Source organism: Streptomyces sp. NBC_01723 (assembly GCF_036246005.1).
In the GTDB taxonomy this organism is placed as follows: Bacteria; Actinomycetota; Actinomycetes; order Streptomycetales; family Streptomycetaceae; genus Streptomyces.
Genome location: NZ_CP109171.1, coordinates 8,684,253 through 8,707,997, shown reverse-complemented (window position 1 = coordinate 8,707,997; position 23,745 = coordinate 8,684,253). Strand labels below are relative to the sequence as shown.

At 72.6% G+C, this 23,745-nt stretch carries 21 protein-coding genes; 7 read left to right on the top strand and 14 right to left on the bottom strand.

What is annotated here, in order from left to right; translation table 11 throughout:
* Nucleotide 1 precedes the first annotated feature (1 nt).
* A complete protein-coding gene (gene rfbA / locus OIE75_RS40480; protein ID WP_307017560.1) occupies nt 2–871 on the bottom strand; it encodes a glucose-1-phosphate thymidylyltransferase RfbA in 870 nt (289 codons plus the stop codon).
* A 195-nt stretch (nt 872–1,066) separates the two neighbouring features.
* On the opposite strand from rfbA, the gene OIE75_RS40475 reads away from it, so the two are divergent.
* On the top strand, nt 1,067–2,080 hold the full coding sequence (locus OIE75_RS40475) for a Gfo/Idh/MocA family protein (protein WP_307017558.1): 1,014 nt from the start codon (nt 1,067–1,069) through the stop codon (nt 2,078–2,080).
* Nucleotides 2,081–2,145: 65 nt separating this feature from the next.
* Here the strand turns inward: OIE75_RS40475 and OIE75_RS40470 are convergent, their stop codons facing one another.
* From OIE75_RS40470 to OIE75_RS40455, 4 genes are read right to left on the bottom strand one after another with little or no spacing between them, the layout of a single operon-like run.
* On the bottom strand, nt 2,146–2,754 hold the full coding sequence (locus OIE75_RS40470; protein WP_307017556.1) for a dTDP-4-dehydrorhamnose 3,5-epimerase family protein: 609 nt from the start codon (nt 2,752–2,754) through the stop codon (nt 2,146–2,148).
* 18 nt (nt 2,755–2,772) lie between these two features.
* Nucleotides 2,773–3,438, bottom strand: coding sequence for a sulfotransferase family protein (locus OIE75_RS40465; RefSeq protein ID WP_307017554.1), 666 nt, complete (start codon nt 3,436–3,438; stop codon nt 2,773–2,775).
* 18 nt (nt 3,439–3,456) lie between these two features.
* Nucleotides 3,457–3,900, bottom strand: coding sequence for a carboxymuconolactone decarboxylase family protein (locus tag OIE75_RS40460; protein WP_307017552.1), 444 nt, complete (start codon nt 3,898–3,900; stop codon nt 3,457–3,459).
* A gap of 52 nt (nt 3,901–3,952) precedes the next feature.
* Nucleotides 3,953–4,981, bottom strand: coding sequence for a methyltransferase (locus tag OIE75_RS40455; protein WP_307017550.1), 1,029 nt, complete (start codon nt 4,979–4,981; stop codon nt 3,953–3,955).
* A 210-nt stretch (nt 4,982–5,191) separates the two neighbouring features.
* On the opposite strand from OIE75_RS40455, the gene OIE75_RS40450 reads away from it, so the two are divergent.
* Entirely contained in the window at nt 5,192–5,809 is a 618-nt protein-coding gene (locus OIE75_RS40450) for a mycothiol-dependent nitroreductase Rv2466c family protein (RefSeq protein WP_329468916.1), read from the top strand.
* Nucleotides 5,810–5,819: 10 nt separating this feature from the next.
* Here the strand turns inward: OIE75_RS40450 and OIE75_RS40445 are convergent, their stop codons facing one another.
* Both OIE75_RS40445 and OIE75_RS40440 read right to left on the bottom strand, forming a co-directional pair.
* A complete protein-coding gene (locus OIE75_RS40445) occupies nt 5,820–6,698 on the bottom strand; it encodes an NmrA/HSCARG family protein (RefSeq protein ID WP_307017546.1) in 879 nt (292 codons plus the stop codon).
* A gap of 108 nt (nt 6,699–6,806) precedes the next feature.
* On the bottom strand, nt 6,807–7,562 hold the full coding sequence (locus OIE75_RS40440; RefSeq protein ID WP_329468917.1) for an SDR family oxidoreductase: 756 nt from the start codon (nt 7,560–7,562) through the stop codon (nt 6,807–6,809).
* Nucleotides 7,563–7,783: 221 nt separating this feature from the next.
* Here OIE75_RS40440 and OIE75_RS40435 point away from each other — a divergent pair, with 221 nt between their 5' ends.
* The 3 genes from OIE75_RS40435 to hemG all read left to right on the top strand — a co-directional run bounded on the left by OIE75_RS40435 (nt 7,784) and on the right by hemG (nt 12,361).
* Nucleotides 7,784–9,265, top strand: a complete 1,482-nt coding sequence (locus OIE75_RS40435) for an FAD-dependent monooxygenase (protein ID WP_329468918.1) — start codon at nt 7,784–7,786, stop codon at nt 9,263–9,265.
* Between the two features lie 35 nt (nt 9,266–9,300).
* Nucleotides 9,301–10,767 (top strand): FAD-dependent monooxygenase, encoded by a 1,467-nt coding sequence (locus OIE75_RS40430; RefSeq protein WP_329468919.1) that lies wholly within the window; start codon nt 9,301–9,303, stop codon nt 10,765–10,767.
* Between the two features lie 115 nt (nt 10,768–10,882).
* On the top strand, nt 10,883–12,361 hold the full coding sequence (hemG, locus tag OIE75_RS40425; RefSeq protein WP_329468921.1) for a protoporphyrinogen oxidase: 1,479 nt from the start codon (nt 10,883–10,885) through the stop codon (nt 12,359–12,361).
* A gap of 73 nt (nt 12,362–12,434) precedes the next feature.
* On the opposite strand, the gene OIE75_RS40420 is transcribed toward hemG, so the two are convergent.
* From OIE75_RS40420 to OIE75_RS40395, 6 genes are all read right to left on the bottom strand, one after another.
* Nucleotides 12,435–14,186 (bottom strand): FAD-dependent monooxygenase, encoded by a 1,752-nt coding sequence (locus tag OIE75_RS40420; protein WP_329468922.1) that lies wholly within the window; start codon nt 14,184–14,186, stop codon nt 12,435–12,437.
* 157 nt (nt 14,187–14,343) lie between these two features.
* Nucleotides 14,344–14,835 (bottom strand): pyridoxamine 5'-phosphate oxidase family protein, encoded by a 492-nt coding sequence (locus OIE75_RS40415; protein ID WP_307017536.1) that lies wholly within the window; start codon nt 14,833–14,835, stop codon nt 14,344–14,346.
* A gap of 113 nt (nt 14,836–14,948) precedes the next feature.
* A complete protein-coding gene (locus tag OIE75_RS40410) occupies nt 14,949–16,238 on the bottom strand; it encodes an MFS transporter (protein ID WP_307017534.1) in 1,290 nt (429 codons plus the stop codon).
* Entirely contained in the window at nt 16,235–17,629 is a 1,395-nt protein-coding gene (locus OIE75_RS40405) for a formylglycine-generating enzyme family protein (RefSeq protein ID WP_307017532.1), read from the bottom strand. The genes OIE75_RS40410 and OIE75_RS40405 overlap by 4 nt, the downstream gene beginning before the upstream one ends.
* Nucleotides 17,626–18,405, bottom strand: a complete 780-nt coding sequence (locus tag OIE75_RS40400) for a phytanoyl-CoA dioxygenase family protein (protein ID WP_307017529.1) — start codon at nt 18,403–18,405, stop codon at nt 17,626–17,628. The genes OIE75_RS40405 and OIE75_RS40400 overlap by 4 nt, the downstream gene beginning before the upstream one ends.
* Nucleotides 18,402–19,751 carry a formylglycine-generating enzyme family protein gene (locus OIE75_RS40395; RefSeq protein WP_307017527.1) on the bottom strand — a complete coding sequence of 450 codons (1,350 nt, stop codon included), beginning with the start codon at nt 19,749–19,751 and terminating at the stop codon, nt 18,402–18,404. Before OIE75_RS40395 ends, OIE75_RS40400 begins: the two co-directional genes overlap by 4 nt.
* A gap of 457 nt (nt 19,752–20,208) precedes the next feature.
* Between OIE75_RS40395 and OIE75_RS40390 the strand changes: the two genes are divergently transcribed.
* Nucleotides 20,209–21,528: a nucleotide disphospho-sugar-binding domain-containing protein gene (locus OIE75_RS40390; RefSeq protein WP_307017524.1), complete on the top strand. Its 1,320-nt coding sequence runs from the start codon at nt 20,209–20,211 to the stop codon at nt 21,526–21,528.
* Between the two features lie 81 nt (nt 21,529–21,609).
* Here the strand turns inward: OIE75_RS40390 and OIE75_RS40385 are convergent, their stop codons facing one another.
* A complete protein-coding gene (locus OIE75_RS40385; protein ID WP_329468925.1) occupies nt 21,610–23,151 on the bottom strand; it encodes an alpha/beta fold hydrolase in 1,542 nt (513 codons plus the stop codon).
* A 180-nt stretch (nt 23,152–23,331) separates the two neighbouring features.
* Between OIE75_RS40385 and OIE75_RS40380 the strand changes: the two genes are divergently transcribed.
* Complete coding sequence (locus tag OIE75_RS40380) at nt 23,332–23,679, top strand: VOC family protein (protein WP_307017519.1); 348 nt, start codon at nt 23,332–23,334, stop codon at nt 23,677–23,679.
* Nucleotides 23,680–23,745: the final 66 nt, after the last annotated feature.

Here is a 23,745-nt window from a genome sequence, read left to right as displayed (position 1 = left end):
GTCAGCCGGCCTGGGCCATTTCCATGACGTAGCGGCCGTAGGAGGAGTTCGCGAGGCGGCTGCCGAGCCGGTAGCAGGACTCCTGGTCGATGTAGCCCATGCGGTAGGCGATCTCCTCGAGGCAGGCGATGCGTACGCCCTGGCGGTGTTCCAGGACCTGGACGTAGTCCCCGGCCTCCATGAGCGCGTCGTGGGTTCCGGTGTCGAGCCAGACGAACCCGCGCCCCAGCGGCACCAGCCGGGCCTGGCCGCGTTCGAGGTAGACGCGGTTGAGGTCGGTGATCTCCAGTTCGCCGCGTTCCGAGGGGCGCAGGCGGCGGGCGATGTCGACGACCTGGTTGTCGTAGAGGTAGAGGCCGGTGATGGCCATGTTGGTCTGCGGGTCGGCGGGCTTCTCCTCCAGGGCGACGAGCCGGCCCTGTTCGTCGAGGGTGCCCACGCCGTAGCGCTCGGGGTCGCGGACCGGGTAGCCGAACAGGACGCAGCCCGTGAGGTCCTGTGCGGCGCGCTGGAGCATGGGCCCGAACTCGTAGCCGTGGAAGATGTTGTCGCCCAGGACCAGGGCCACGGAGTCGTCGCCGATGTGGTCCGCGCAGACCAGGAACGCGTCGGCGAGGCCGCGGGGTTTGTCCTGCTCGGCGTAGGTCAGGGTGATGCCCAGCCAGGAGCCGTCGCCCAGCAGCCGCCGGAACATGTCCGAGTCCTCGGGCGTGGTGATGATCTCTATTTCGGTGATCCCCGCCAGCATCAGGGCCGACAGCGGGTAGTAAATCATCGGCTTGTCGTAGACCGGGAGCATTTGCTTCGAAACTCCGAGGGTGATCGGATGGAGTCTCGTGCCATTGCCGCCGGCCAGGATGATGCCCTTCACCGTGGCGCCTCCTCAGTGACTTCGTGCCCAATTAGGCGTGCCACGCACTTTATCGGGGGCCGGTGTCCGCCCGGAAGTTTTCCCCGCGGCGGTGCCTTCGCATTCGGTGTTGTTGACAGGCACGGGCCCGCGTACTCAGGCTGGCGGCATACCGGTTCAGGCATTCGTATTTACTGACGTCGTTTAGGTGGGCCTGTGGAAATCGAAGATCTGACGCCCTTTCTCGAATCCGGGTCGAGGGCCGGTATCGGCATCATGGGGTGCGCCGACATCGCGGTGCGCCGGGCGCTGCCGGCGATCGGCCGCTCCCCGTTCCGTCTGGCGGCCGTCGCGAGCCGTTCCCGTGAGAAGGCTGAGGGTGTCGCGGGTGGCGCCGGCTGCGCGGCCGTCGAGGGGTACGAGCGGCTGCTGGAGGCGCCCGGTGTCGACGCGGTCTACATCCCGCTGCCGAACAGCGAGCACGCCAAGTGGGCGCGGCGGGCGCTCGAGGCGGGCAAGCACGTGCTGCTGGAAAAGCCCGCCGTGCCCGACGAGGACAGCGCCCGGGACCTGGTCGCGCTCGCCGAGGAGCGCGGGCTGGCCGTGATGGAGAACTTCGCGTTCCTGCGGCATCCCCAGCACGCGCAGGCGCGGGCCCTGGTGGACGGCGGGGCCATCGGTGAACTGCGGTCCTTCAACGGGTCGTTCGGGATCCCGCCGACCGATCCCGGCCAGATCAAGTACCAGGCGGAGCTGGGGGGCGGGGCGCTGTGGGAGGTGGGCTGCTATCCGGTGCGGGCGGCGCAGGAGTATCTCGGTGCGTCGGCGCGGGTGCTGGGGGCCGCGTTGCGGTTCGACGCGCAGCTGGGCGTGGACGTGTCCGGGGTAGCGCTGCTGGGTGACGACGACGGGGTCAGTGCGCACTGCTCGTTCGGTCTGTCCCACGGCTACCGCTCGACGTACGACCTGTGGGGCAGTGAGGGGCGGCTGGTGCTGGAGTGGGCGTTCACGCCCTCGGTCGGTGCCCGTCCGGTGCTGCGTCTGGAGCAGAAGGACCGTCAGACGCGGATCCTGGCCGCGGCCTCGGACCAGTTCGTCGGTGTGTTCACCGCGTTTCACGCGGCGGTGGCCGATCCGGCGGCGCGGGCGGTGCACCACGGTGATCTGGTGCGGCAGGCGCGGCTGATGGCCTGTATCCGCGCCCGCGCCCTGGTCGGGGCGGCCGGGTGAGCGGGGTCCGGTGAGCCCACCGCGGCGGCCGGCCCCCGAGGGGCCGGCCGCCGTGGTGTGTCCCGCTACTGTCCGGCCCGTGCCGCGGCGGGCGGGCGCGGCGGGCACTGCTGCCAGGTGGGCAGCAGGCCGGCCGCGGCCGCCTGGGCGAGGGTGGGTGCCGCGGCGTCCTTGTCCGAGCGGATGGGCGGTGCGGTGAGGTTCCAGGGCAGGGCGAGTGCCGGGTCGAGCGCGTCGATGTCGATCATCGATCCCGGCACGTACTCCTGGGAGCACAGGTAGCTCATGCAGGTGTCGTCGCTCAGGGCGAGGAAGGCGTGGCCGACGCCGTCGGGCAGGTAGACGGCCGTCCCGGTCTGCGGGCTCTGGTGGGTGACGTCGTAGTGGCCGAACGTCGGTGAGCCCACCCTGAGGTCGACGGCGATGTCCAGGGCGCTGCCGCGCACGCAGGTGACGAACTTCGCCTGTCCGGGCGGGAGGGTGGTTCCGTGGATGCCGCGCAGGGTGTTGCGGTGGGAGACGGAGTAGTTGACCTGGCGGACCGTGAACTGCCAGCCGGTCTGGGCCAGCAGCAGGTCGGCCCGCACGGATTCGAAGAAGTGGCCCCGCCGGTCGCTCAGGGGCTCGGGTTCGACGCGGTAGGCGCCGGGGACCGTCATTTCCGTTATCAGCACCGGTGGCTCCTCGTCCCGTCAGCCGGCGGCCGGCGCCGCGGCGGCGCCGGCCGCCCGGGCGATCCGCTGCCGCATGGAGGCGGTGTCGTTGGTCCGCGGGAACGCCTCGCGCGGGGTGTCGACGCCCAGGAAGTCGCACAGCGGCTCCCAGCCCTGGCGCACGTCGTAGACGAGGACGTTGTCCGCGCCCAGGGTGCGTACGACCTCCTCGTTGTGCCGGTGGTAGACGTCGACGGCGTGGTCTTTGTCGGCGAAGCGGCCGCCGAACAGTCCGTCCCAGACCATGGTGTTGGTGATGCGGAACAGGCGTGCCTGCGGGCTGCCGGGCTCGGGCGGGTTCGCCGTGCTGCGCAGGGCGAACTGGTAGAGGGTGTCGTGGGTGCTGCGGTACCAGCTGTCGGGGTCACGGACCGTCAGGACCACCTTGGCGTCGGGGAACGCCTGGCTGATGGGCCGGTAGTGGACGGCGCAGGGGCCGTCGACCGCGGAGCCGTAGCCGTCGAAGACGGCGGCCCAGTCGGGCCTGTCGCCGTCGCAGACGATGCGTTCCCACTGCCGCAGCCGGTCGGTGTCGCCGACGATGTCGAACATGTGGAAGCAGGGGCCGAGACCGAGCCGGTCCAGGGCCACCTTCAGTGAGGTCGTGCCGGTCCTGCCCAGGCCGGCGTTGATGAGCTTGAGCACAGTGCTCTCTCCCTTGTCTCAGCGCCAGGCCGCGGCTTCCTGGCGGGTGGCGACGTTCACCCGGTTCCAGAAGTTGACCAGGCCGATGTGCATGACCAGCGCTCCGAGCTGCTCGTCGGTGTAGTACTGGGCGGACTTCTCCCAGATCTCGTCGGAGGCCATGTCCTGCGGGTCGGTCATCAGGGTGACGGCCTCGGCCATCTCCAGCGCGGCGCGTTCGGCGTCCTCGAAGCAGGTCTCGGTGCGCCAGCCGGCCACCCGCGGCAGGCGCTCGTCCGCCGCCGCGTGCTCCGGGCCGTCGGGGAAGGTGTAGGTGCGGCCGTTGATCTCGCTGACGCGCAGCCGGACCAGGTCGAGGGTGGTCTGCGGCACGCCGACCCTGCCGATGACCTCGGTCAGGTCGAGCAGGGGCTGCAGGGCGCCGGGAACGACCAGGGAGGGGTTTTCCGTCCGTGGGGTCATCGGGTCTTCTCCTGTGCGGTATGCGTGGATGGGTCGGATGCTCGCGGCGGCCTCAGACCGGGATGCCCTCGATGACCGAGATCGGCGCGCTGGTGGGAACGACCCGGGTGAGTTCGAAGCCGGCCTGGGCGAACAGCTCGGCGTACTGGGCGCGGGTGCGTTCGCGGGCGCCGAGCATCAGCATCAGCCAGAGGTCGATGGTGTGGCCGAGGTGCTTCTCGTTGTTCTCCGGGACCACGTACTCCACGACGAGCAGCTTGCCGCCGGGGGCGATCGCCTCGCGCGCGTTGCGCAGCGCCGTGACGGCGTCGGCCTCGGAGAAGTCGTGGATGATGTGCTTGAACAGGTAGGCGTCGGCGCCAGCGGGCAGCGTGCCGAGGTAACCGCCGTGCTCGATGGTGAGCCGGTCCGCGACCCCGGCGGCCTCGAAGAGCGCCGGCGAGTCCACGGTCGCGATCTCGGAGTCGTACAGCACGCCCTTGGTGTCGGGCGCCTGCTGGAGGATGCCCGCCAGGAGGTTGCCGCGGCCGGCGATGACGTCCACGACGGTGCCGAACCCGGAGAAGTCGTAGGCGGCCAGGATCGGGGCGGTCTCCGAGACCGAGAGCCCCCCGAACGCCTGGAAGAACACCCGCGCGTAGTCGGGGTTGGCGTGGAAGAAGTCCAGCGCGCCCATGCCGCGCAGCTTGGGCAGGTTGGCCTCGCCGGTCTCCACGGTGTCGATCAGGTGGCCCCACTCCTCCCACAGCGTGGGGTGGTTCATCAGCAGGGCGAAGCCGCGCATCGAGTCCGTCGCGTCCTCACGGAGCTTGTCGGACAGCGGGGTCTGCTCGTACCGGCCGTCCGGGCGGACGGCGAACACCCCGTGGCCGGTGAGCGCGCGCAGGACGCGGTGGGTCGCCGTGGTGTCGGACCCGACCCGGGCCGCGATGTCCCGGGCGGACAGCGGGCCGTCGGCCAGTACGTCCGCGATGCCGAGCCGGGCCGCGACCGAAATCGCCTGGGTGATCACCGCGCCCTGGATGAGATGCAGCAGTGAGTACGAGTCGGACTGGTCACGAACCTCGGGCAGCACGGACATGCCTTTCCTTTCCAAGCGCCTCTTCTCGCGGATTCCAGACGATAGGCGGGCACTTCTCAAAACCGCAACCTCGGCATTCACGTAATTGCACGCAGGCCGTTCAACCGGGGAATGTGAGCGGTTGAACGGGCTGGGTCCAGTACCGCTCCAGCACAATTCCGGCCTGGCTTGTCAAATTGTTCCGGCCCGGCTACATCGAGGAGGCACCCGTTGCGGCACGACACCCCGACCACGGTGGATTTCTGGTTCGACCCGACCTGCCCCTGGGCGTGGCTGACCTCCCGCTGGGTCCTCGAGGTCGCCCGGCAGCGGCCCCTGGAGATCCGCTGGCACCTGATGAGCCTGACCGTGCTCAACGAGGGGCGCACCGATCTGCCCGAGCGCTGGCACCGGGACCTGGCCCTGCGGCTGGAGCCGGTGCGGGTGTGCGCCGCCGCCGAAGGGAAGTACGGTCCCGGGACGCTGGGCCGGCTCTACACCGAACTCGGCACCCGCTTCCACCTGGAGCAGGCGCCCAAGGAGCGCTCCACCTACGCGGCGGCCCTGGCCGCCGCGGACCTCGATCCCGGCCTCGCCGACGCGGCCTTCCGCGACACCTGCGACGACGCGGTGCGTGCCTCGCACCAGGACGCCGTCGACCGGGTCGGTACCGATGTGGGCACGCCCGTCGTCGCGGTGGGGGGCGTCGCGTTCTTCGGCCCGGTGGTCTCCCCCACCCCGCTCGGTGAAGCGGCGACCCGGTTGTGGGACGGCGTACGCGCCGTGGCCGCGACCGACGGGTTCTTCGAACTCAAGCGCACCCGCACCGGGAAGCCGGTCCTCACCTGAGGGGCCGCTCTCAGCGGCCCGCCGTGGTGACGGGAGGCGTCCAGCTGCCGGCCAGCCAGGTCTCCAGGGAGACGAGGCCGGGCCGGTTGCGGCGCAGTTGCTCGAGGTCGGCGCGGTATCCGTCCCGCTCGAACCAGTCGAACATGTTGGCGAGGTCGGGGCGGGCCGAGCGCAGCGGCTCGATCGGCAGCCGCTGGTAGCGGACCGGGACGCCGGCGGCCGACTCGAACGCCGCGGCCATCTGCGGCCCGGTCAGGCTGTCGCCGGCGATCTCGACCACCCGGCCCAGCCAGGCGTCCGGGTCCTCGAAGGCGTCGGCCGCGAACACGCCGATGTCGGCGGTGGCGATGAGCTGTACCGGGGTCTCGGGGTCCAGCCACATGGCAAGCACCAGCTCGCCCTCGACGGGGCGCGGGGCGATGTCGAGCAGGATGTCGTGGAACATGACCGGCCGCAGCACCGTCGTCGGCAGGTCGAGGGTGCGCAGGTACTGCTCGGTGCGGTGCTTGCTCTCGAAGTGCGGGACCCGGGTGTCGCGGTCCGCGCCGCCGACCGAGCTGTAGACGAAGTGCCGCACCCCGGCCCGTACCGCGGCGTCGGCCACCGCCCTGGCCTGCCGCTCCTCGGCCTCGACGCCGCCGGGGCCCCGGAAGGTCTGGACGCTGAACACCCCGTGGACGCCCCGCATCGCCGCCGTCAGCGACGCCTCGTCGTCCATGTCCCCGCGGACCAGGACCGCGCCCGACTCCTGAAGCTCCCTCGCCGCCGCCTTGGCGGGGTCGCGGACCAGGGCGTGCACGGTGTGCCCGCGCCGCAGCAGTTCGCGGGCCACCGCCCCGCCCTGCCGGCCGGTACCGCCCAGCACCAGGATCGTTCGGTCAAGCGCCACTGTCTTCTCCAAGTCTCGTGCCCACCGGGGCCGGCCCGGTGGTGCGGTCGGATGCGGCGGCCGCGGGGCGGCCGCCGTGCGTCGGGGGTCGGGGTCAGGGGTCGGGCGTCACCAGGGGACGGGCCCCTCGTCCGACAGGCACGCGCCCGACGGGCCCTCCTCGTCCAGCAGGGCGAGCCGGACCACGATCTCGGCCCCTTCCGCGGGCGTGCGGCGACCGCGGTGGCGGTTGAGGTCGGTGGCCACCACTCCGGGCAGGGCGGCGTTGACCTTGACCGGGGTCCCCCGCAGCTCCTTCGCGTACGCGACGGTGACCGCGTTCAGGGCGGTCTTCGAGGACTGGTAGGCGATCATGCTGACGTTCGCCAGCGGGGAGCCGGGGTCGCAGTTCAGGGTCAACGACCCCACGTGGCTGGACACGTTGACGACTCGCCCGGCCGGGGAGCGGCGCAGCAGCGGCAGCATCGCGCCGGTCACCGTGACCACGCCGAAGACGTTGGTCTCGTAGACCTCCCGCAGATCGGCAGCGCTCGCCTCGCTCGGTGCGCCGGTGAAGCCGCCGGCGGTACCGGCGTTGTTCACCAGGATGTCCAGGCGTCCGTGGCGCCGTTCGATCTCGCGGGCGGCCTCGGCCACGCAGGCCGGGTCCGTCACGTCGAGCCGCAGCGGCGTCGCGGCGATGCCGTCGGCGGCCAGCGCGTCGGCGGCCTGCTTGCCGAGCACCTCGTTGCGCGAGCCGACGAGGACGGCGATCCCCCGCTCACCGAGTCGCCGTGCGGCGGCGAAACCGATGCCCTTGTTGGCCCCCGTGACCAGGGCGACCTTCTCGACCGTCACGTCAGCTTCCTTTCTGCGGCCGGTCATGCGCGTATTCACCGTGGGAAGAAGCGAAAACCGAAGACACCCGACGATATTGCTGCGGTGCACTCTCCACGTTCAAGCGTTCACCGCCGCGTTCAAAGGCGCCGAATACGCGGTCGAACGCCTCGCCCGCGCCCGCGGAATTCGGAATCGTTGCGGCCGGACATCGCCCTGAGTAGCTTCACAAAGGCCAACCATTGCCGCAGCGCAGAGGGCCTCATGAAATGAAGAAGACTGACGTCATAGTGGTCGGTGCGGGGCCGGCCGGCCTGATGCTGGCCGGAGAGCTCCGCCTGGGCGGAGCGGACGTGGCCGTCTACGACCGGCTGCCCGCCCCGGCCGGGGAGTCTCGGGCACTCGGCTTCAACCGGCGGGCGGCCGAGTCGCTGGGGCAGCGCGGGCTGCTGGAGCGGCTGGGCGAGTTCCGGTGGGGCCCGATGGGCCACTTCGGCGGGGTCCGCTTCGACCTCGGCATGCTCGACGAGGACCACAGCGGGGTGCTGGGCCTGTCCCAGGCCAGGACCGAACAGGCGCTGGGCGGCTGGCTGGCCGACCTCGGCGTGCCGGTCCTGCGCGGCCGCGAGGTGACCGCTCTGCGGCCAACGCCCGAGGGTGTCGTGGTGTCCTACACCGGTCCCGACGGGCCCGGCGAGGAGAGCGCCGGGTATGTGGCCGGCTGCGACGGGGCGGGCAGCACCGTACGCGCGCTGGCCGGCATCCCCACCCGGGACTGGGAGCCCACCAGGGGCATGTACACCGCGGAGATCAGCGGTGTCACCCCGCGCCCCCGGCCGATCGGTGAACGGCTTCCCGGCGGCCGCATGGTGGTGTGCACCCCGCTGGGCGCGGGCCGCTGCCGCGTGGTCGTCCACGACCCCGGCCTGCCCGCCCGTCCGGAGCCGGGTGCGCTGACGTTCTCCCAGGTCGCCGACGCGTGGCGGCGGCTGACCGGCGAGTCGATCGACGACGCGGACTGCCAGTGGCTGTGGGCGTGCGGCAACTCCGCGGCGCTGGCCTCGGAGTACCGGCGCGGGCGGGTGTTCCTGGTGGGCGACGCGGCGCACGAGATCCCGCCGCTGGCCGCGTGGGGACTGAGCGCGGGACTGCAGGACGCGGTGAACCTGGGCTGGAAGCTGGCGGCGGCGGTCCGCGGGTGGGCCCCCGAGGGCCTGCTCGACACCTACCACGCCGAACGCCACCCCGTCGGCGAGCAGTTGATCCGCAACGCCCGCGCGGCGTCCAAGCTCTACCTCGGTGACGAGGCCATGGATCCGGTCCGCGAGGTGGTGGGCGAGCTGCTGGCCCACCGGGACGCCGCCGAGCAGGCCGCCGGAGTCGTGAGCGGTCTCGGTGTCCGCTACGACCTGGCCAAGGGCGAGCACCCGCTGCTCGGCCGGCGCATGCCCCCCGAGCACACCCTCGCCCTCCCCGACGGCACCCGCGCCCGCGTCGCCGAACTCCTGCGCACCGGACGCGGCCTGCTCCTGACCACCGACGACACCGCCGCACACACCGCACGCCACCACACCGACCGCGTCGACATCGTCACCGCAACCGCGGCCGGCACAGCGGCCACCACCCCCGACACCGTCCTCGTCCGCCCCGACGGCTACGTCGCCTGGACCGCACCCGGCACCACCGACGACCTCGGCCAGGCCCTCGAGCGCTGGTTCGGCGCCGCCACCCCGCAGTACGCCGACCGGTGAGCGCCCGGCGAAACCCATCGAAGAGGAGCAGACACATGGCCAGGGATGTCATCGTCGTCGGGGCCGGCCCGGTCGGGCTGATGACGGCGGGCGAACTCAAGCTCGGCGGCGTGGACGTCGCCGTCCACGAGTCGCTGCCCGCCCCGACGCGCCAGTCGCGCGGCGCGAGCTTCACCAGGCGCACCGCCGAGTGCTTCGACCAGCGGGGCCTGCTCGGCCGTCTCGGCGCCACTGAGCCCGCCGACAGCCACTTCGGCGGCATCCCGATCGACCTCGGCATGCTGGCCGAGGACCACTACGGGCACCGGGGGGTCTCCCAGTTCCGCACCGAGCGCATGCTGGAGGACTGGGTGGGCGAACTCGGCGTACCGGTGCTGCGCGGCCGCGAGGTGACCGGTCTGCGGCAGGACGACGACGGCGTCCTGGTGAGCGTCGACGGACCCGACGGACCGGCCCAGGAGCGGGCCGCCTACCTCGTCGGCTGCGACGGCGGGCGCAGCACCGTCCGGAAACTGGCCGGGATCGGCTTCCCCGGCACCGACGGCCGGCGCGGTTTCCTCACGGCCGACGTCACCGGCATCGACACCCGCAAGCGGCGCATCGGCGAGAACCTGCCGGGCGGCAGCATGGTGATGGCGATGGACCTGGAGAACGGCGTGACCCGGGTCGTCGTCCACGAGGCCGGTACGCCGCCGCCGCGCGAGCGCGGCTCACTCTCCTTCTCCGACCTCGCCGACGCCTGGCAGCGGCTCACCGGCGAGTCCATCCACCACGGGCGGTGCCGCTGGATCAGCTGCTTCACCGACGCCTCGCGGGCCGCCGCCGAGTACCGGCGCGGGCGGGTGTTCCTGGCGGGCGACGCGGCGCACGTGCAGCCCCCGGCCATGGCGCAGGGGCTGAGCGTGGGCGTCCAGGACGCGGTGAACCTGGGCTGGAAGCTGGCGGCGGCGGTCCGCGGGTGGGCCCCCGAGGGCCTGCTCGACACCTACCACGCCGAGCGTCACCCCGTCGGCGAGCAGCTGGCGCGCAACGCCCGTGCGGCGATCGAACTGCGGCTCACCGGCGAGGACATGGACCCGGTCCGCGAGGTGGTGGGCGAGCTGCTGGCCCACCGGGACGCCGCCGAGTACGCGGCCGGCATGCTGAGCAACCTCGGTGTCCGCTACGACCTGGCCAAGGGCGAGCACCCGCTGCTCGGCCGGCGCATGCCCCCCGAGCACACCCTCGCCCTCCCCGACGGCACCCGCGCCCGCGTCGCCGAACTCCTGCGCACCGGACGCGGTCTGCTCCTGACCACCGACGACACCGCCGCACACACCGCACGCCACCACACCGACCGCGTCGACATCGTCACCGCAACCGCGGCCGGCACAGCGGCCACCACCCCCGACACCGTCCTCGTCCGCCCCGACGGCTACGTCGCCTGGACCGCACCCGGCACCACCGACGACCTCGGCCAGGCCCTCGAGCGCTGGTTCGGCGCCGCCCGCACGGCCCTCTAGGCACTCTCGACCGGTGGGCCGGTCCTTCCGGCCAGACTGCCAGGCACCCGTCCGGGCGCCGGGCGCCCGGCGCCGGGACGGCCTCTACGACTCCAACCACGAAGGATCTGGTGGAATGGCTGGCACCGAACAGGATCAGGTGAGCGCAAAGCCCCATGTGGTCGTCATCGGGGGTGGTATCGCGGGACTGGCGGCGGCGTTCCGGCTCCGCAACGAGCCGGTGCGGGTGACGGTCCTGGAGGCGTCGTCCCGGCTCGGCGGGAAACTGTCGGTCTCCGAGGTGGCGGGGGTCGCGGTCGACGAGGGTGCCGAGTCCCTGTACGCCAACCGGCGCAGGACCACCGGGCTGATCCAGGACGCCGGGCTCGGCGAGACGATCATGTCGGCGGGCGAGACCGCGTCGGCGATCTGGTCCCGGGGCGGGATCCGGCGCCAGCCGGACCGTCAGTTCATGGGCGTGCCGTGCGACATGGACGACCTCGCCCGGTCCGGTGTCGTCTCCGCCGAGGGTGTCGGCCGGGCCCGGCAGGACCTCGTGCTGCCGTCCTTCGACCGGGTCGGCGACGTCTCGGTCGCGGACCACGTCGGCGGGCGCTTCGGCCAGGAGGTCGTGGACCGGCTCGTCGAACCTTTCCTCGCCGGGGTGTTCTCCGGCCGTGCCGCGGACCTGTCGTTCGAGGCCACGCTGACGCCGCTGGCCAAGGCGTCGCGCGCGCACGTCTCGCTCGCGGACGCGGCGGGCTCGCTGACGCCGGTGCTCGCCGAGGGGCAGAAGCCGCCGCCGGTGCGGGTGGCGACCCTGGACGGCGGATTCGGTTCGCTGCCCCCCGTGCTCGTACGCCAGGTGCTGGCGGCCTCGCCCGACGCGTCGGTGCGCACCGACGCTCCCGTCCGGGAGCTCACCCGGGTCGCGGGCGGCTGGCGCCTGACCGTGGGCTCGGCCGCCGGCGCGGAGCACATCGACGCCGACGCCGTCGTCGTCGCCGTTCCGGCCGGTCCCGCGGGCCGGCTGCTGGCCGGGGTCCCGGGCACCTCCGCGGCCGTCTCGGCGTTCGGGGAGGTGCCGTACTCGAGCGTGGCGATGGTGACGCTCGCCTATCCCCGCGCGGCGTTCCCCGGCGGGCTCTCCGGCCGCGGCTACGCCGGCTACCGGGTGCCCGCGGTGGAGAACAGGGCGGTCAAGGAGGTCACGTTCACCACGGTGAAGTGGCCGCACCTGGCCGGCGAGGTGGAGATCGTCCGCTGCTCGATCGGGCGGTTCGGCGAGGAGGGCCTGCTGCAGCGCGACGACGCCGGCCTGGTGGCGCTGGCGACGGCCGAGCTGGCCGAGGCCACCGGTGTCCGGGGCACCCCGGTGGCGACCCGGGTCAGCCGCTGGCAGGACGCCCTGCCGCAGTACACCGTCGGCCACTTCGAGCGGGTGCGGCGGATCCGGGAGACGGTGGCCGCCCAGCCCGGACTCGCGGTGTGCGGCGCCCTGTACGACGGTGTCGGCGTCGGCGTGTGCATGGCCTCCGCGCGCCAGGCCGCCGACCAGGTGCTGGCCTGGGTGAGGCAGAACGCCGCGGCCGGTCCGGTCGCGGTCGCAACCTGAGCCGTCCCGGCGGATGCCGAAGGGGGCCGGGCCCGGTGACTTCGGGCACGGCCCCTTCGGTCTGCCGGGCGTGTCAGCGGTCCAGCACCGCGGCGAACGCCTTCGCCAGGACCTGCTCCGGGTCCTCGGCGGCGCCCGTGCCGCGCCAGGCGACGTGCTGGTCGGGACGGACCAGGAGCGCGCCGGCGCCGGTGATCCCCCGGACGGCCTCCCAGCCGCCGTCCGCGTCGGCGTACTCACCGCCGTCGCCGATGCACACCGTGGCGACACGGACCGAGAACTTCTCCGCCACCCGCGCGACCGCCTCGCTCCACGGCGTCCCCTGCGGGCCCGTGATCAGCGTGAAGCCGGTGCTGTCCGTGGTGTCGAGCGTGGACAGGCGCCGTCCGTCGCGGGTGATCCAGGCGTGCGGCAGCCGGTGTCCGGGGCGGGACGTCGGCCGGTGCTCGTTGCGCATGGGGACGCGGGCCGGCGCCTCGCTGCCGTCCGGGACGAGCGCGCCGTCCTCGTAGTGGAAGCCGACCTCCATGTCGAGCGACTGGCAGCCCCCGCGGTGGGTGTGGAAGATCTCCAGGGCGCGCGCCCGCACGGTGTCACCGAGCGGCGAGGGGTCGAAGTACGACTCGAGCCGCTGCCTGCGGCGCCCCGCCGGGATGTTGTGGCCGGCGCCCACGGCGTCGATGACCGCCTGGTGGTGGACGGCGGCGGACACCGCCCAGTCCACGTTCTCCCGGCCCACGGGCCGGCGTTCGCTCTCGTAGGTGTCGATCAGGCCTTCGGTGGCCCGGCCGCCGAGCACCGCGGCCAGCTTCCACGCGATGTTGTGCGCGTCCTGGATGCCGGTGTTGAGGCCGAGGCCGACGGCCGGGGGCTGGCGGTGCGCGGCGTCGCCGGCGATCAGCACACGGCCGACGCGGTAGCGGTCGGCGAGGTGCGCGTGCACGATCCAGTCCGTCACCTGGTGCACCGTCACCTCCAGGTCCGGGATGCGCAGCAGCTCGCGGATCCTGGGGACGACCGTCTCGTTGTCCCAGCGTCCGGGCGGGCCCGGGGCGAAGTGCAGGCCCCACTGCTCGCACGCCTTGCCCCAGCTCGGCCCCATCTCGATGAGGTTGCTGGACAGGTCGGGGTCCTCCGGGCTGAGGAAGTGCGTGATGAGCGTGCCCTCCTCCCACCACGGGGACAGATCGGCGGAGAAGTACGCGGTCGTGGTGTTGACCAGCCCGGGCGGGCCCTGCATCTCGATGCCGACCGCGGCTCCGACCATGCGGCCCCCGTCGGCCCCGATGAGGTACTTCGACGTGACCGTGGTGAGCTCCCCGGTGTCGAGGTCGCGCACCTCGGCGACGACGTGGTCGCCCTCGTCGGAGAAGGAGATCACCTCGTGGTGGAACAGGATCCGGCCCGGATTGCGGTCCTCCGCGTGCCGGCGCAGGATCGGCTCCAGCCACATCTGCGGCAGCTTGGCGGGCAGCACGGGTCCGGCCGCCGCGTAGGTCCCGGTCAGTTCACCGCCGCCGAAGGCGTCCATCTCGTGGATCAGGCGCCGGTCCAGCGGCCCGTCGCCGGCGAGCGTGGTCTGCCAGCGCACCTTGCCGAACTTCTCCAGCGGTGCCGCCTCGGCGAGCACGTCGTCGGCGACCGCGTGCTGGCGGAAGATCTCCATCGTGCGCTGGTTGAGGTAGTGCGCCTTCGGAACCCTCGACGTGTCCGGGTGCCGCTCCACCAGCAGATGATCGACGCCCTGGTCGGACAGGAAGACGGAGGCGGACAGACCACATCCGCCACCGCCCACGATCAGAACCGGAACCTCGACTGATCCCATGGTCGTCCTTTCGGAAGGTGGCAGACAGACCCGCGCCGGCGTTGCGCATCAGGGCGACGGGGACTGCCGTACGTGCCGGTCTTGGTAGTGCTCGCAGCATGGCAAGGACGTCTCCACCGCCGGTCAAGGACGGGTGGAGACGTCCTGCGCCCACCGGTCACCGGGAACGCCGCAGCCACCGCTCGTGCCACGGCCGCCGCGGCCGGCCGGTCTGCGCCGGGAGGTCGCTGAAGGCCCAGCCGAGCCAGTCCTTGATGTCCACCGCCAGCACCGGTCCGCCGTCCTTGAGGTAGCGGGCGCCGTCGAACTGCGCGTACTTGCGGTCGATCAGACCCAGCGCGTGGGTGCGCTCCGGGCTCTCGCCGACCACCCGGCCGGTGCCGCGCAGCCGTACCCACCAGGCCTTCAGCCAGTCGTCGTCGTAGAGGTCGGCCAGGACCGTGACCCGCTGGTCGTGGTCCAGGTTGCGCAGCCGCTTGGGCCGCGGGTTGCCGTTCTTCGGCCGGTCGGTCGGCGAGTAGAAGACGTCGCCGTCGACGACGAAGATGACGGGCACCATATGGGTGCCGCCGCGTTCGTCGACCGTGCCCAGCCGGACGGACCGCTCCCCCTCGAACCGGCTCCGCATCTCGTCCTGTCCGAGTTTCATCACCGCTCCTCGTGTCTGGCGCCGCGCATGGCCGCGGCGCCGAGCAGGCCGGCGCGGAGGTCCCGGCGCCGGTGCGCGCTGCCCGTACGGGCCCGGGTGGCCCGTCAGGCCGCTCAGGTCCGGCCGGCGTGCTGCCGCCCGGACACCGGCTGCCGCTCCCCGCGGTGCCGGCGCGTCCTCACCAGCAGCAGCACAACCACGCCCACGACGGCGAGGCCGACGGTGGTCAGGCCGGACAGCCGGATGGTGCCCCCCGGGCCGAGCGCGCCGACCAGCGGTCCGCCCAGCGCCGCGCCCAGCGGGGTCGCGATCACCAGGATCGCGCTGCGGAAGGCGCTGAGGCTCACCAGCTCCTCCAGGGGTGCCTTCTGTTGCAGCAGGGTGATCGTCACCGGGCCGTAGGGCGCGTAGATCAGTCCGCCGAGGCCGAAGCCCACGATGCCCGCGGCGAGCGTGCCGAACTGGGCGAAGGGGAGGATCGCCAGCCCCCAGCCGGCCACGATGGCCAGCGCGGTCGGCCACAGCGGGAGCCGCCGCAGCGTTCCGGCGACCAGGGCGCCGATGACCGCGCCGACGCCGAAGGTGCCCCAGATCCACCCGAGTGCGGTGGGATCTCCGCCCATCTCCTCGGCCACGAAGACCGGGACCGCCACCTCGATCGGCCCGTACAGCAGGTAGAACACGAAGGTGAGGGCGAGCAGGCCCATCAGTTCCGGGTGGCGGGCGAGGGTCTGGCCGCTGCGCCGCAACGGGACCGGCGGACGGCGGCCGATCTTGCCGGCGCCGCGCACCCGGGCCGACACGACGGCGAGGTACAGATAGCTGACCGCGTCACCGGCCAGCACCGCCGCGGGCCCGAGCGCGGCCGACACCAGACCGGCCAGCGGCGGCCCGATGATGAACGACAGCTGCTCCTGGCTGCCCACCAGCGCGTGTCCGGCCAGCCGGTCCTCGTCCTTCAGGGTCTCGGCGACGAACGTCTGCCGTCCGGCGATCCCCCAGGCGTGCAGGACCGAGGAGGCGGCGAGCAGGGCGATGTAGGTGGTGACGTCCAGCAGATCCAGCCAGTACAGGGCCGGGATCAGGGTGAACACGGCCGCGCGCAGGACGGCGTTCAGCAGGATCAGGCTTCTGGCGTTGCGCCCGCTCAGCCAGCGTCCCAGGGTGAGCGAGCCGATGGCGGCGGGCAGGCTGTAGGCGGCGACCGCCAGGCCCACCACGATGGACCGGTCGGCGGGATCGGCCAGTTCGACGGCCAGCCACGCCACACCGACGAAGCTCATGCCGTCGCCGAGGAAGGAGACCAGGAAGCCGGGCTGGAGCCGGCGGAAGTCGGGGTTGGCGAGGCAGCGGGTGTAGCCCTCGGGCAGCACCCGCCGCGCCCGCCGTGCTCGGGTCTTCACCGCTGTGCCTCGGATTCGCTCACCGCGCAGCGGAAACCGATCTCCGGGCTCCTGGTCACCAGCGTCTTGCCCGCCCGGCTCACGGCGGTGAGCAGGGCCGGGGGTGAACTCCACGCCCCGCCGCGCACGCTGACCTCGGCCGACCACTCGCCCCACAGGTCGCCCGGGTCCATCGTGCCGAAGCGCGGCCGGAAGGGGAGGCCGTCCAGGTACCGGGTGGACGTCCACTCCCACACGTTGCCGCACAGGTCCCGGACCCCGAAGGGCGACTCGTTGCCCGGCAGGCCGTTCACCGGGCCGGTCGGCGCGGTCAGTTCGGTGATGCGGAGGTCCGCGAGCCGGTTCAGCCACGTCTCGCGGTCCGGGTCGCCGTCCGCGTCCCGCGCGAGGACCGCGTGCAGGCCCCGCACCCGCTCCGGGCGGAACGTGTCGCCCCACGGGTGGTGGCGGTGGTCGTCGCCCCGCGCGGCGCGCTCCCATTCGTCCTCGGTGGGCAGCCGCTTGCCGCACCAGTCGGCGTAGGCCACCGCGTCGTACCAGCTGACCCCGGTCACGGGGTGGTCACCGGCGAAGCGGGGGTCGTCGGCGGTGGAACGGGTGTGGTCGGTGCCCCGCGGCTCGTCCGGGTGGCACCACAGGTGGCCGTGGGCGGCGACGTCGGCGACGAACGCGTCGTACGCGTCGTTGGTGACCGGCAGGGTGTCCAGGTGGAACCCCGCCACCTCGACCTCGTCCACCGCCGCTGCGGCCGGGTCGCCCCAGGAGCGTTCCCGGCCGGGGCGGGTCCCGCGGCGCAGCCGTCCGGCCGGGATGTGCCGCATGCCCTCCAGGGAGAGCCGGCTGGGCAGCCGGTCGGCCGACAGCGGGACGGGCAGGTCGTCCAGGACCGACTCGGCCGGTCCCGCCTCGGCGAGCAGTGTCCGCGCCGAGGCGAGGGCGTGCGCGTCCGCCACCGTCACGTAGTTGCCGACGCCCGCGGCGATCTGGTCCGGGGAGCGGCCGAGCACGGCCAGCAGGGCGTGCAGCGCCTGCGGGCCGCCCGCGGACCGCAGGGCCGGTGTCCCGGCCAGGGACGCGAGCGCGGGCCCCCGCACGGTCTCGTCCGGGTCGGCCAGCGCCCACCCGACGGCCTCGGCCGCCAGGTCCGGGGCGAGCCGTACGGCGGCAGCGAGGGCCCGCCGGCGGATCTCGGGCGTGTCGTGCAGCAGGCCGACCGCCAGGCACTCCTCGAGCAGCGGCGGGTCGGTCAGCCGTTCCAGGGTGCGCACATAGCCGTCGAGCAGGGCGTCGCGTTCCGCCGCGGGCCCGTCGGTCCAGCCGGCGATCCGCAGCACCTCGGACGGGACGTCCGAGGCGGCGGGGCCGGGGGAGAACTGCTCGGTGATCGTCATCGCGTGCCGGCCTCCGCTCCGGTGATCATGCTGGCGAAGTCCTCGCCCGCCCGATGGCTGTACTCCGTGCCCGCCGTGGGCTTTTGACCCGCCGAGTAGTACACGTACAGCGTCGCCCGGCTGGTGTCGTCCAGCACCGGGCCCGAGTGGTGGAGGATGTTGTAGGTGTGGCAGATGACGTCGCCCGCCTGCGCCTCGAGCGGAAGCCCCTCGGGCTCGAGGCGTCGCGGCGGGTAGCGGTGGGATCCGGGCACGAGGACCAGGCAGCCGTTGCGGACGGTGGCGTCGTCCAGGTAGATGCCCACGTTCACCAGCGGGGTCACCGGGAGATCGTGCGGGAAGTCGAGGTGCCAGTCCAGCGCGCTGTACGAGCTGCGCCTGCCGCGTTTCATCTGCCACACGGCTCCGTCGATGGCGTCCTCGAACCGCCAGGTCGGCCCGCCCAGCAGGCCGGGGCCGAGCGCGTCCAGGTTCCGGCGTCCGATCAGGTCCCGGGTGGCGTCGCAGTGCAGGGTGAAATAGGGCAGCCGGTGCAGGGTCGCCCGGCCGTCCTCGTCGTACGACGGCTTGATCACCCGGTCGCGGCGGGCGGCCGGCACCTTCCCGTCGAGGGTGTCGCGTTCCAGGCGTTCGGCGTCGCGCCGGATGATGTCCACGTCCTGCGCGTCGAACACGCCGCGGTAGACGACGAACCCGTACTGCTCGTAGAAGGCGCGTTGTTCCGCCGTCACCGTGCCGTCGTAGGTGAATCGCGGGATGCGCTGCGGGGAGCTCACCGGATCACCCCCCGGAATCCGATCTCGTTGTGCCGGTCCGTGAAGAGGTCCTTGCCGCGGAAGTACGCCGTGACCTGTTCCCGCATGGAGGTCCACGCGCCGCCCCGGATCACCACCGAGGTCTCCTCGGCCGTCGCCCATTCGGTACGGGGCCTGCCGGAGATCATCGGATTCATCCGGTCGCGGGTGAAGAAGTTGGTGTCCGTCCATTCCCAGCAGTTCCCGACCAGGTCCGCGACCCCGTAGGCGCTGACGTTCCTGGGGTGGGAGCCGACCGGGACGGTGGTGACCTCGGGGGTCTTCTCGTCGAAGGTGCTCAGGACGTCGCGCCAGTGTTCCAGGCTCCGCGCCGGTCCGAAGGAGGCGCCGAACCACCGCAGGGCGTCCGGGTCGAACTCGTCGCCCCACGGATAGCGCGATCCCCGCTCGCCGCGTGCGGCCTTCTCCCACTCCAGCTCGGTCGGCAGCCGCTTGCCGAGGTGGGCGAGGTAGGCGTAGGCGTCGAACCAGTCGACGCCCGTCGCGGGGTGGTCGGGGCCGAACCGGGTGTCGCCGGCGATCCCGCGGCGGTGGTCCTTGCCCTCGGGCTCCTCGGGGTGGCAGAGCGCGTGCTCGGCGGCCTGCGGGCCGTCCGCCCACGCGTCGTACTGCCCGTTGGTCACCGGGTACCGGTCGATGAGGAAGTCGGGCAGGTGGCGGGTCTGCCGGGGGACCGCGTCGTCCACGTCGTACAGCGGGTGCACGACGTCGTCCATGCCGATGCCGACGACGAACTCCGAGGCCGGGATGCGCACCATGCCGTCGGGGACGGGGGGCAGGTTCTCCGGGTCGTAGTCCCAGTGCTCGTCCAGCGCGGTCTCTGGCGGCAGCTGCCCGGTCCCGGAGTGCTCCCGCTCGATGCCCAGCCGGGCCGCGCGGTCGTCGGCACCCAGGATCCGGTCCATCGCCTTGGCCACGACCGCGGCCCCGATGCCCACCGGTTTGGTGCTGCGGAACAGGCCGGCCTCGGCCGGCCCGGTGATGTGCACCAGTTCCTCGTAGGCCTCGCCGACGCGGTTTCGTCCGGCGATCCTCGCGGCGGTGAACACGACGAAGTCCTCGTCGTCGCCGAGCAGCCAGACCAGGAACTCCCGCGCCGCGGGATGGGTGGCCAGGAACGGTTCGACGCCCTCGAGCACCGACAGCCGGATGTCCGCGCGCGGGTGGGTGGCCGCCAGCGCACAGAGTTCCTCGACGATCCGGGGATGCCGGAACCCGGCGATCGTCTTTCGCAGTTCGGCGCGTTCCCGGTCGGTCAGCGGATCGCGGGATTTCTGCCACGGCTCGTGGGCCAGGAAACGGTCCACCAGCCCACTCAGGGTTTTCTGTTCAACGGAAAAGCGCTCGTAACTCCATCGGTGCACTGGTTCCACCTCGATTGCCCGGGTCAGTGATTCATGAGGTCGAAAACCCAGTCTGTGGAGGGCCCGTACGGCCCTCCACAGACTAAGAGCTTGCCCTGGTCAGGCCGCCCACTTGAAGTGCGAGCCGGCCGGGCGGACACCGCCCTTGCGCTGCGAGCGCAGCGCGTTCCACTGACGAAGCGTCTTCATCTGTTTCACCTCCTGATGCTGAATCGGCAACCGAGTGCACCGACGGTCCCTTTCAGCGATCCGCTCTGTCAAGTTCTCGAATTTTTACGTCCTTTTGACCACGCGGAACGGCTTGTTCAACTGCGCCGATTCAGCGGTTGAACGGCGGGTTCAGGGGCCATTCTCCTGGGTGCGTTCCATTCCGCCCCCCACGATTCGAGAGGAGTACGGCGTGCGCGTTCTCGTCGTGCCGTTTCCCTGGAAGACTCATCTGTACAACCTGGTGCCGCTGGCGTGGTCGCTGCGGACGGCCGGGCACGAGGTGCGCGTGGCCGGCTGGCCCGACCTCCTCGACGCCGTCACCGGAGCCGGCCTGACGGGGCTGGGCGTCGGTCCCGGTGAGGCACCGCGGGTCCGCGCGGAGCGGGACCGGCGCCAGACGTCGGAGCGCGCCTCCGCCGCGAGGAGGGCCCCGCAGGAGGGCGGCCTGGACCCGCTGTTCGACCTGCGGCCGGACCGCGAGCGGCTGAGCTGGGAGCAGGCCTCCCGGGTCTTCGACGACCTGGTGCTGCCGCAGGCCCGGAGGTCCAACGACCCGATGATGGAGGACCTGGTCGCCGCCGCCCGCGCCTGGCGGCCGGATCTGGTGCTCTGGGGCGCCAAGGCCTTCGCGGGGGCGGTGGCCGCCGCCGCGGTGGGCGCGGCCCACGCCCGGGTGCTGTACTCCGTCGACGTGTACACCCGGCTGCGGGAGGACTTCCTGCGTGCCAAGGCCCTGCAGCCACCGCAGGGGCGCGCCGACGCGCTGCGCGACTGGCTGGCCGGCTGGTCCGCGCGGTACGGCGTGGAGTTCTCCGAGGACCTGGTCAACGGGCAGTTCACCATCGCCCCGTTCCCCGAGGCCTTCCGGCCCGACCCGCGGCCGGACACGCTTCCCGTGCAGTTCGTCCCCTACAACGGTCAGGCCGTCGTGCCCGGATGGCTCGCCGGACCGCCGCGCCTGCCGCGGGTCCTGATGACCTTCGGCGACTCGCTCGACGACGGGCCGGTACGGCTGCTGCCCGTCGAGCGCGTCCAGGAGATCCTCGACTCGGTGGCCGGTCTGGAGATGGAGCTGATCCTGGCCCTGCCGCCGCGCACCCGGCGGGAGCTGCGCGAGGTGCCGGCCAACACCCGTGCGGTGGAGTCCGTTCCCCTGTCCGAGGTGCTGCCGACCTGCTCGGCGGTGGTGCACCACGGCGGCACCTGGTCGTTCGGCTGCGCCCTGCGTCACGGCGTTCCCCAGCTGCTGATCGGCCGGGCGTTCGACGCTCCGCTGAAGTTCGGCTGCCTCGAGCGCGCGGGCGCGGGGCTGGCCATGACACCCGCTCAGGCGGACGGACCCGCGGTCCGTGCCGCGCTGGTCCGCCTGCTCGGGGACCCGGATCTGCGCGCGAACGCCCGCCGTTTGGGCGAGGAGACGCTGGCCCTGCCCTCGCCGGGCGAGCTGGCGCGCACCCTGGAGGGCGTGGTCGCCGCCCGCCGGACCGGCCCGGTTCTCGCCCCGCGCTGACCTGGCGGGCGGGCCGGTCGGGCCCCGCACGGTCGCCGTGCGGGGCCCGAAGGGTGTGGCGGCTACGGCGGGTACGGCGGGTCAGGAAGCCGGGACCGGGTCCGGTGCCGCCTGGCAGGTGGCGTCGGCTCCGCTGCGGGAGGCGGGGCGGGTGCCGTCGCGCAGGAAGTCGCCGACATGGGTGTTGAGGCAGGTGTTGTTGTTCGCGGACAGGGCCGCGCCGACGTTGTGGCCGCCCTTCTCCAGCACCAGGCGGGAGTTGGGGAACAGCCGGTGCGTCTCGGTGGCGCCGGCGGTGCCGTGCGCGGTGTCGTACTGCGGCTGCACCAGCAGGACGTCGACCGAGGGGTTGCCGATGGAGTGCGGCTCGCTGCGGTCGGGCTGGGGCCAGAACGCGCACGGCGCGTTGTACCAGGCGTTGGTCCAGGTCAAAAAGCGGTTGCCGGCGTCGTACTGGCGGCTGTGGGCGCGGTGCCACTTCTTCCAGTCGCTGGGCCAGGGGCCGTCGATGCAGTTGACGGCGTTGGTCATGGCGTGCCGGTTCTGGTGGGGGAAGCCCGGCGGGGAGTAGTTGGCGCGCAGGGAGGCCGGGTCCTGGTCGACCACCCAGTCCGAGAGGATCTGCGCGCGCGAGAGCCAGGTCCAGCTGCGGTAGACGACCGGTTCGAAGACGTCCGCCCACTCGGAGGGGCCGATCCTGCCGTCGACGGGTGCGGCGCGCAGGGCGTCCTGGCCCTGGTAGTAGTGCGCCTCGACCTCGGCGGCGGTGTCGCCCAGGTGGTAGACGGCGTCGTACTTGGCGACCCAGGCGAAGAAGATCTCGGCGTTGCGCTGGGACGTCACGTTCTTGTGGAGGCTGCCGCGGTAGCCGACGGTGCTGGGGCGCACCACGCTGTCGAGGACCATCCGCTGCACCCGGTGGGGGTAGAGCGTGGCGTACATGGAGCCGAGGTAGGTGCCCCAGTCGGTGCCGAAGTAGGTGATCTTCTGCAGGCCGAGGGCGGCGCGCATCCGGTCGAGGTCGCGGGCGGCCTCCTCGGTGCCCAGGTGGGCGAGGACGTCGCCGTACTCCTCGCCGCAGCTGGCGGCGTAGGCGCGGGCCCGCTCGGTCCATTCGCGTTCGGCCGCGGGGGTGGCGGGCACCGGGTCGGGCTGGGCGTGGCCGGGGTCGAGGTAGTCGCTGTCGCAGACGACGGAGGGTTCGCTGGCACCGACACCGCGCGGGTCGAAGCCGATCCAGTCGTAGGCGTCTCCGACGTCCTGGGCCAGGCCGGTGGTGCCCTGGGCGTAGCGGGTGGGCAGGTCGCGGCCGATGCCGCCGGGCCACTGGCCCCGGTTGAGGATGACGGCGCCCTTGTACTCGCTGTCGGGGGCGGTGTGCCGGGCCCGGGTCAGCGCGAGGCTGATCTGCCGGCCGCCGGGGTCGCCGTAGTCGAGCGGCACCTCGATGGTGCCGCACTCCAGGCCCTGGAGCATGTCGCCCAGGACCGGGTCCCCGCCCGGGCACGGCGTCCAGGCCACCGCGGCGGGCCCGGCGGCGGGCGTGGCGGCGGCCGGGTCGGCGGATGCGGCCGGGACGAGGGCCGAGCCCAGCAGTCCGGCCGCGATCACTGGCGAGACCAACGCAAGTCTTCTCACAGTTTCCCCTCCTGATTTCAGCGCGCTGGCAGCGTGGCACCGCCCTGTCGGCTCACGCTCAAGAGCGCCTGGAGACCGGCTCGAGGCAGGGGGTGTGAGGGTGCGGGGCGCCGGCGGGGCTCCCTAGCATGAGGCGAACCCATTCCAACCCCCCCGGGAGTGACCATGGCTGACTCGGCCATCCAGGGAATCAAGACCGTGCTGCATCCCGTGGCGGACGTGGCGGCGGCGAAGAAGCTGTACAGCGTCCTGTTCGGCATCGAGCCGCAGACCGACTCGGAGTACTACGTCGGTTTCGACGTCGCGGGCCAGCACGTCGGGCTGGTGCCGGCGGGGGCGCAGGACGCGCAGGTCGCCTACTGGCACGTGGCCGACATCGAGGGCAAGCTCGCCGAGGTGAGTGCCGCGGGTGCCACGGTGACCGGCCCGGCCAAGGACGTCGGCGGCGGCCGCCGGGTGGCGACCTTCACCGACCTCGACGGCAACGTCGTCGGGCTGCTGCAGGACAGCTGACCCCCGCTCCCCCACTCCCCCTTTTCGCCTTCTCTCGCTTTCCCCGCTTTTTTGTTTCCGGCCGGC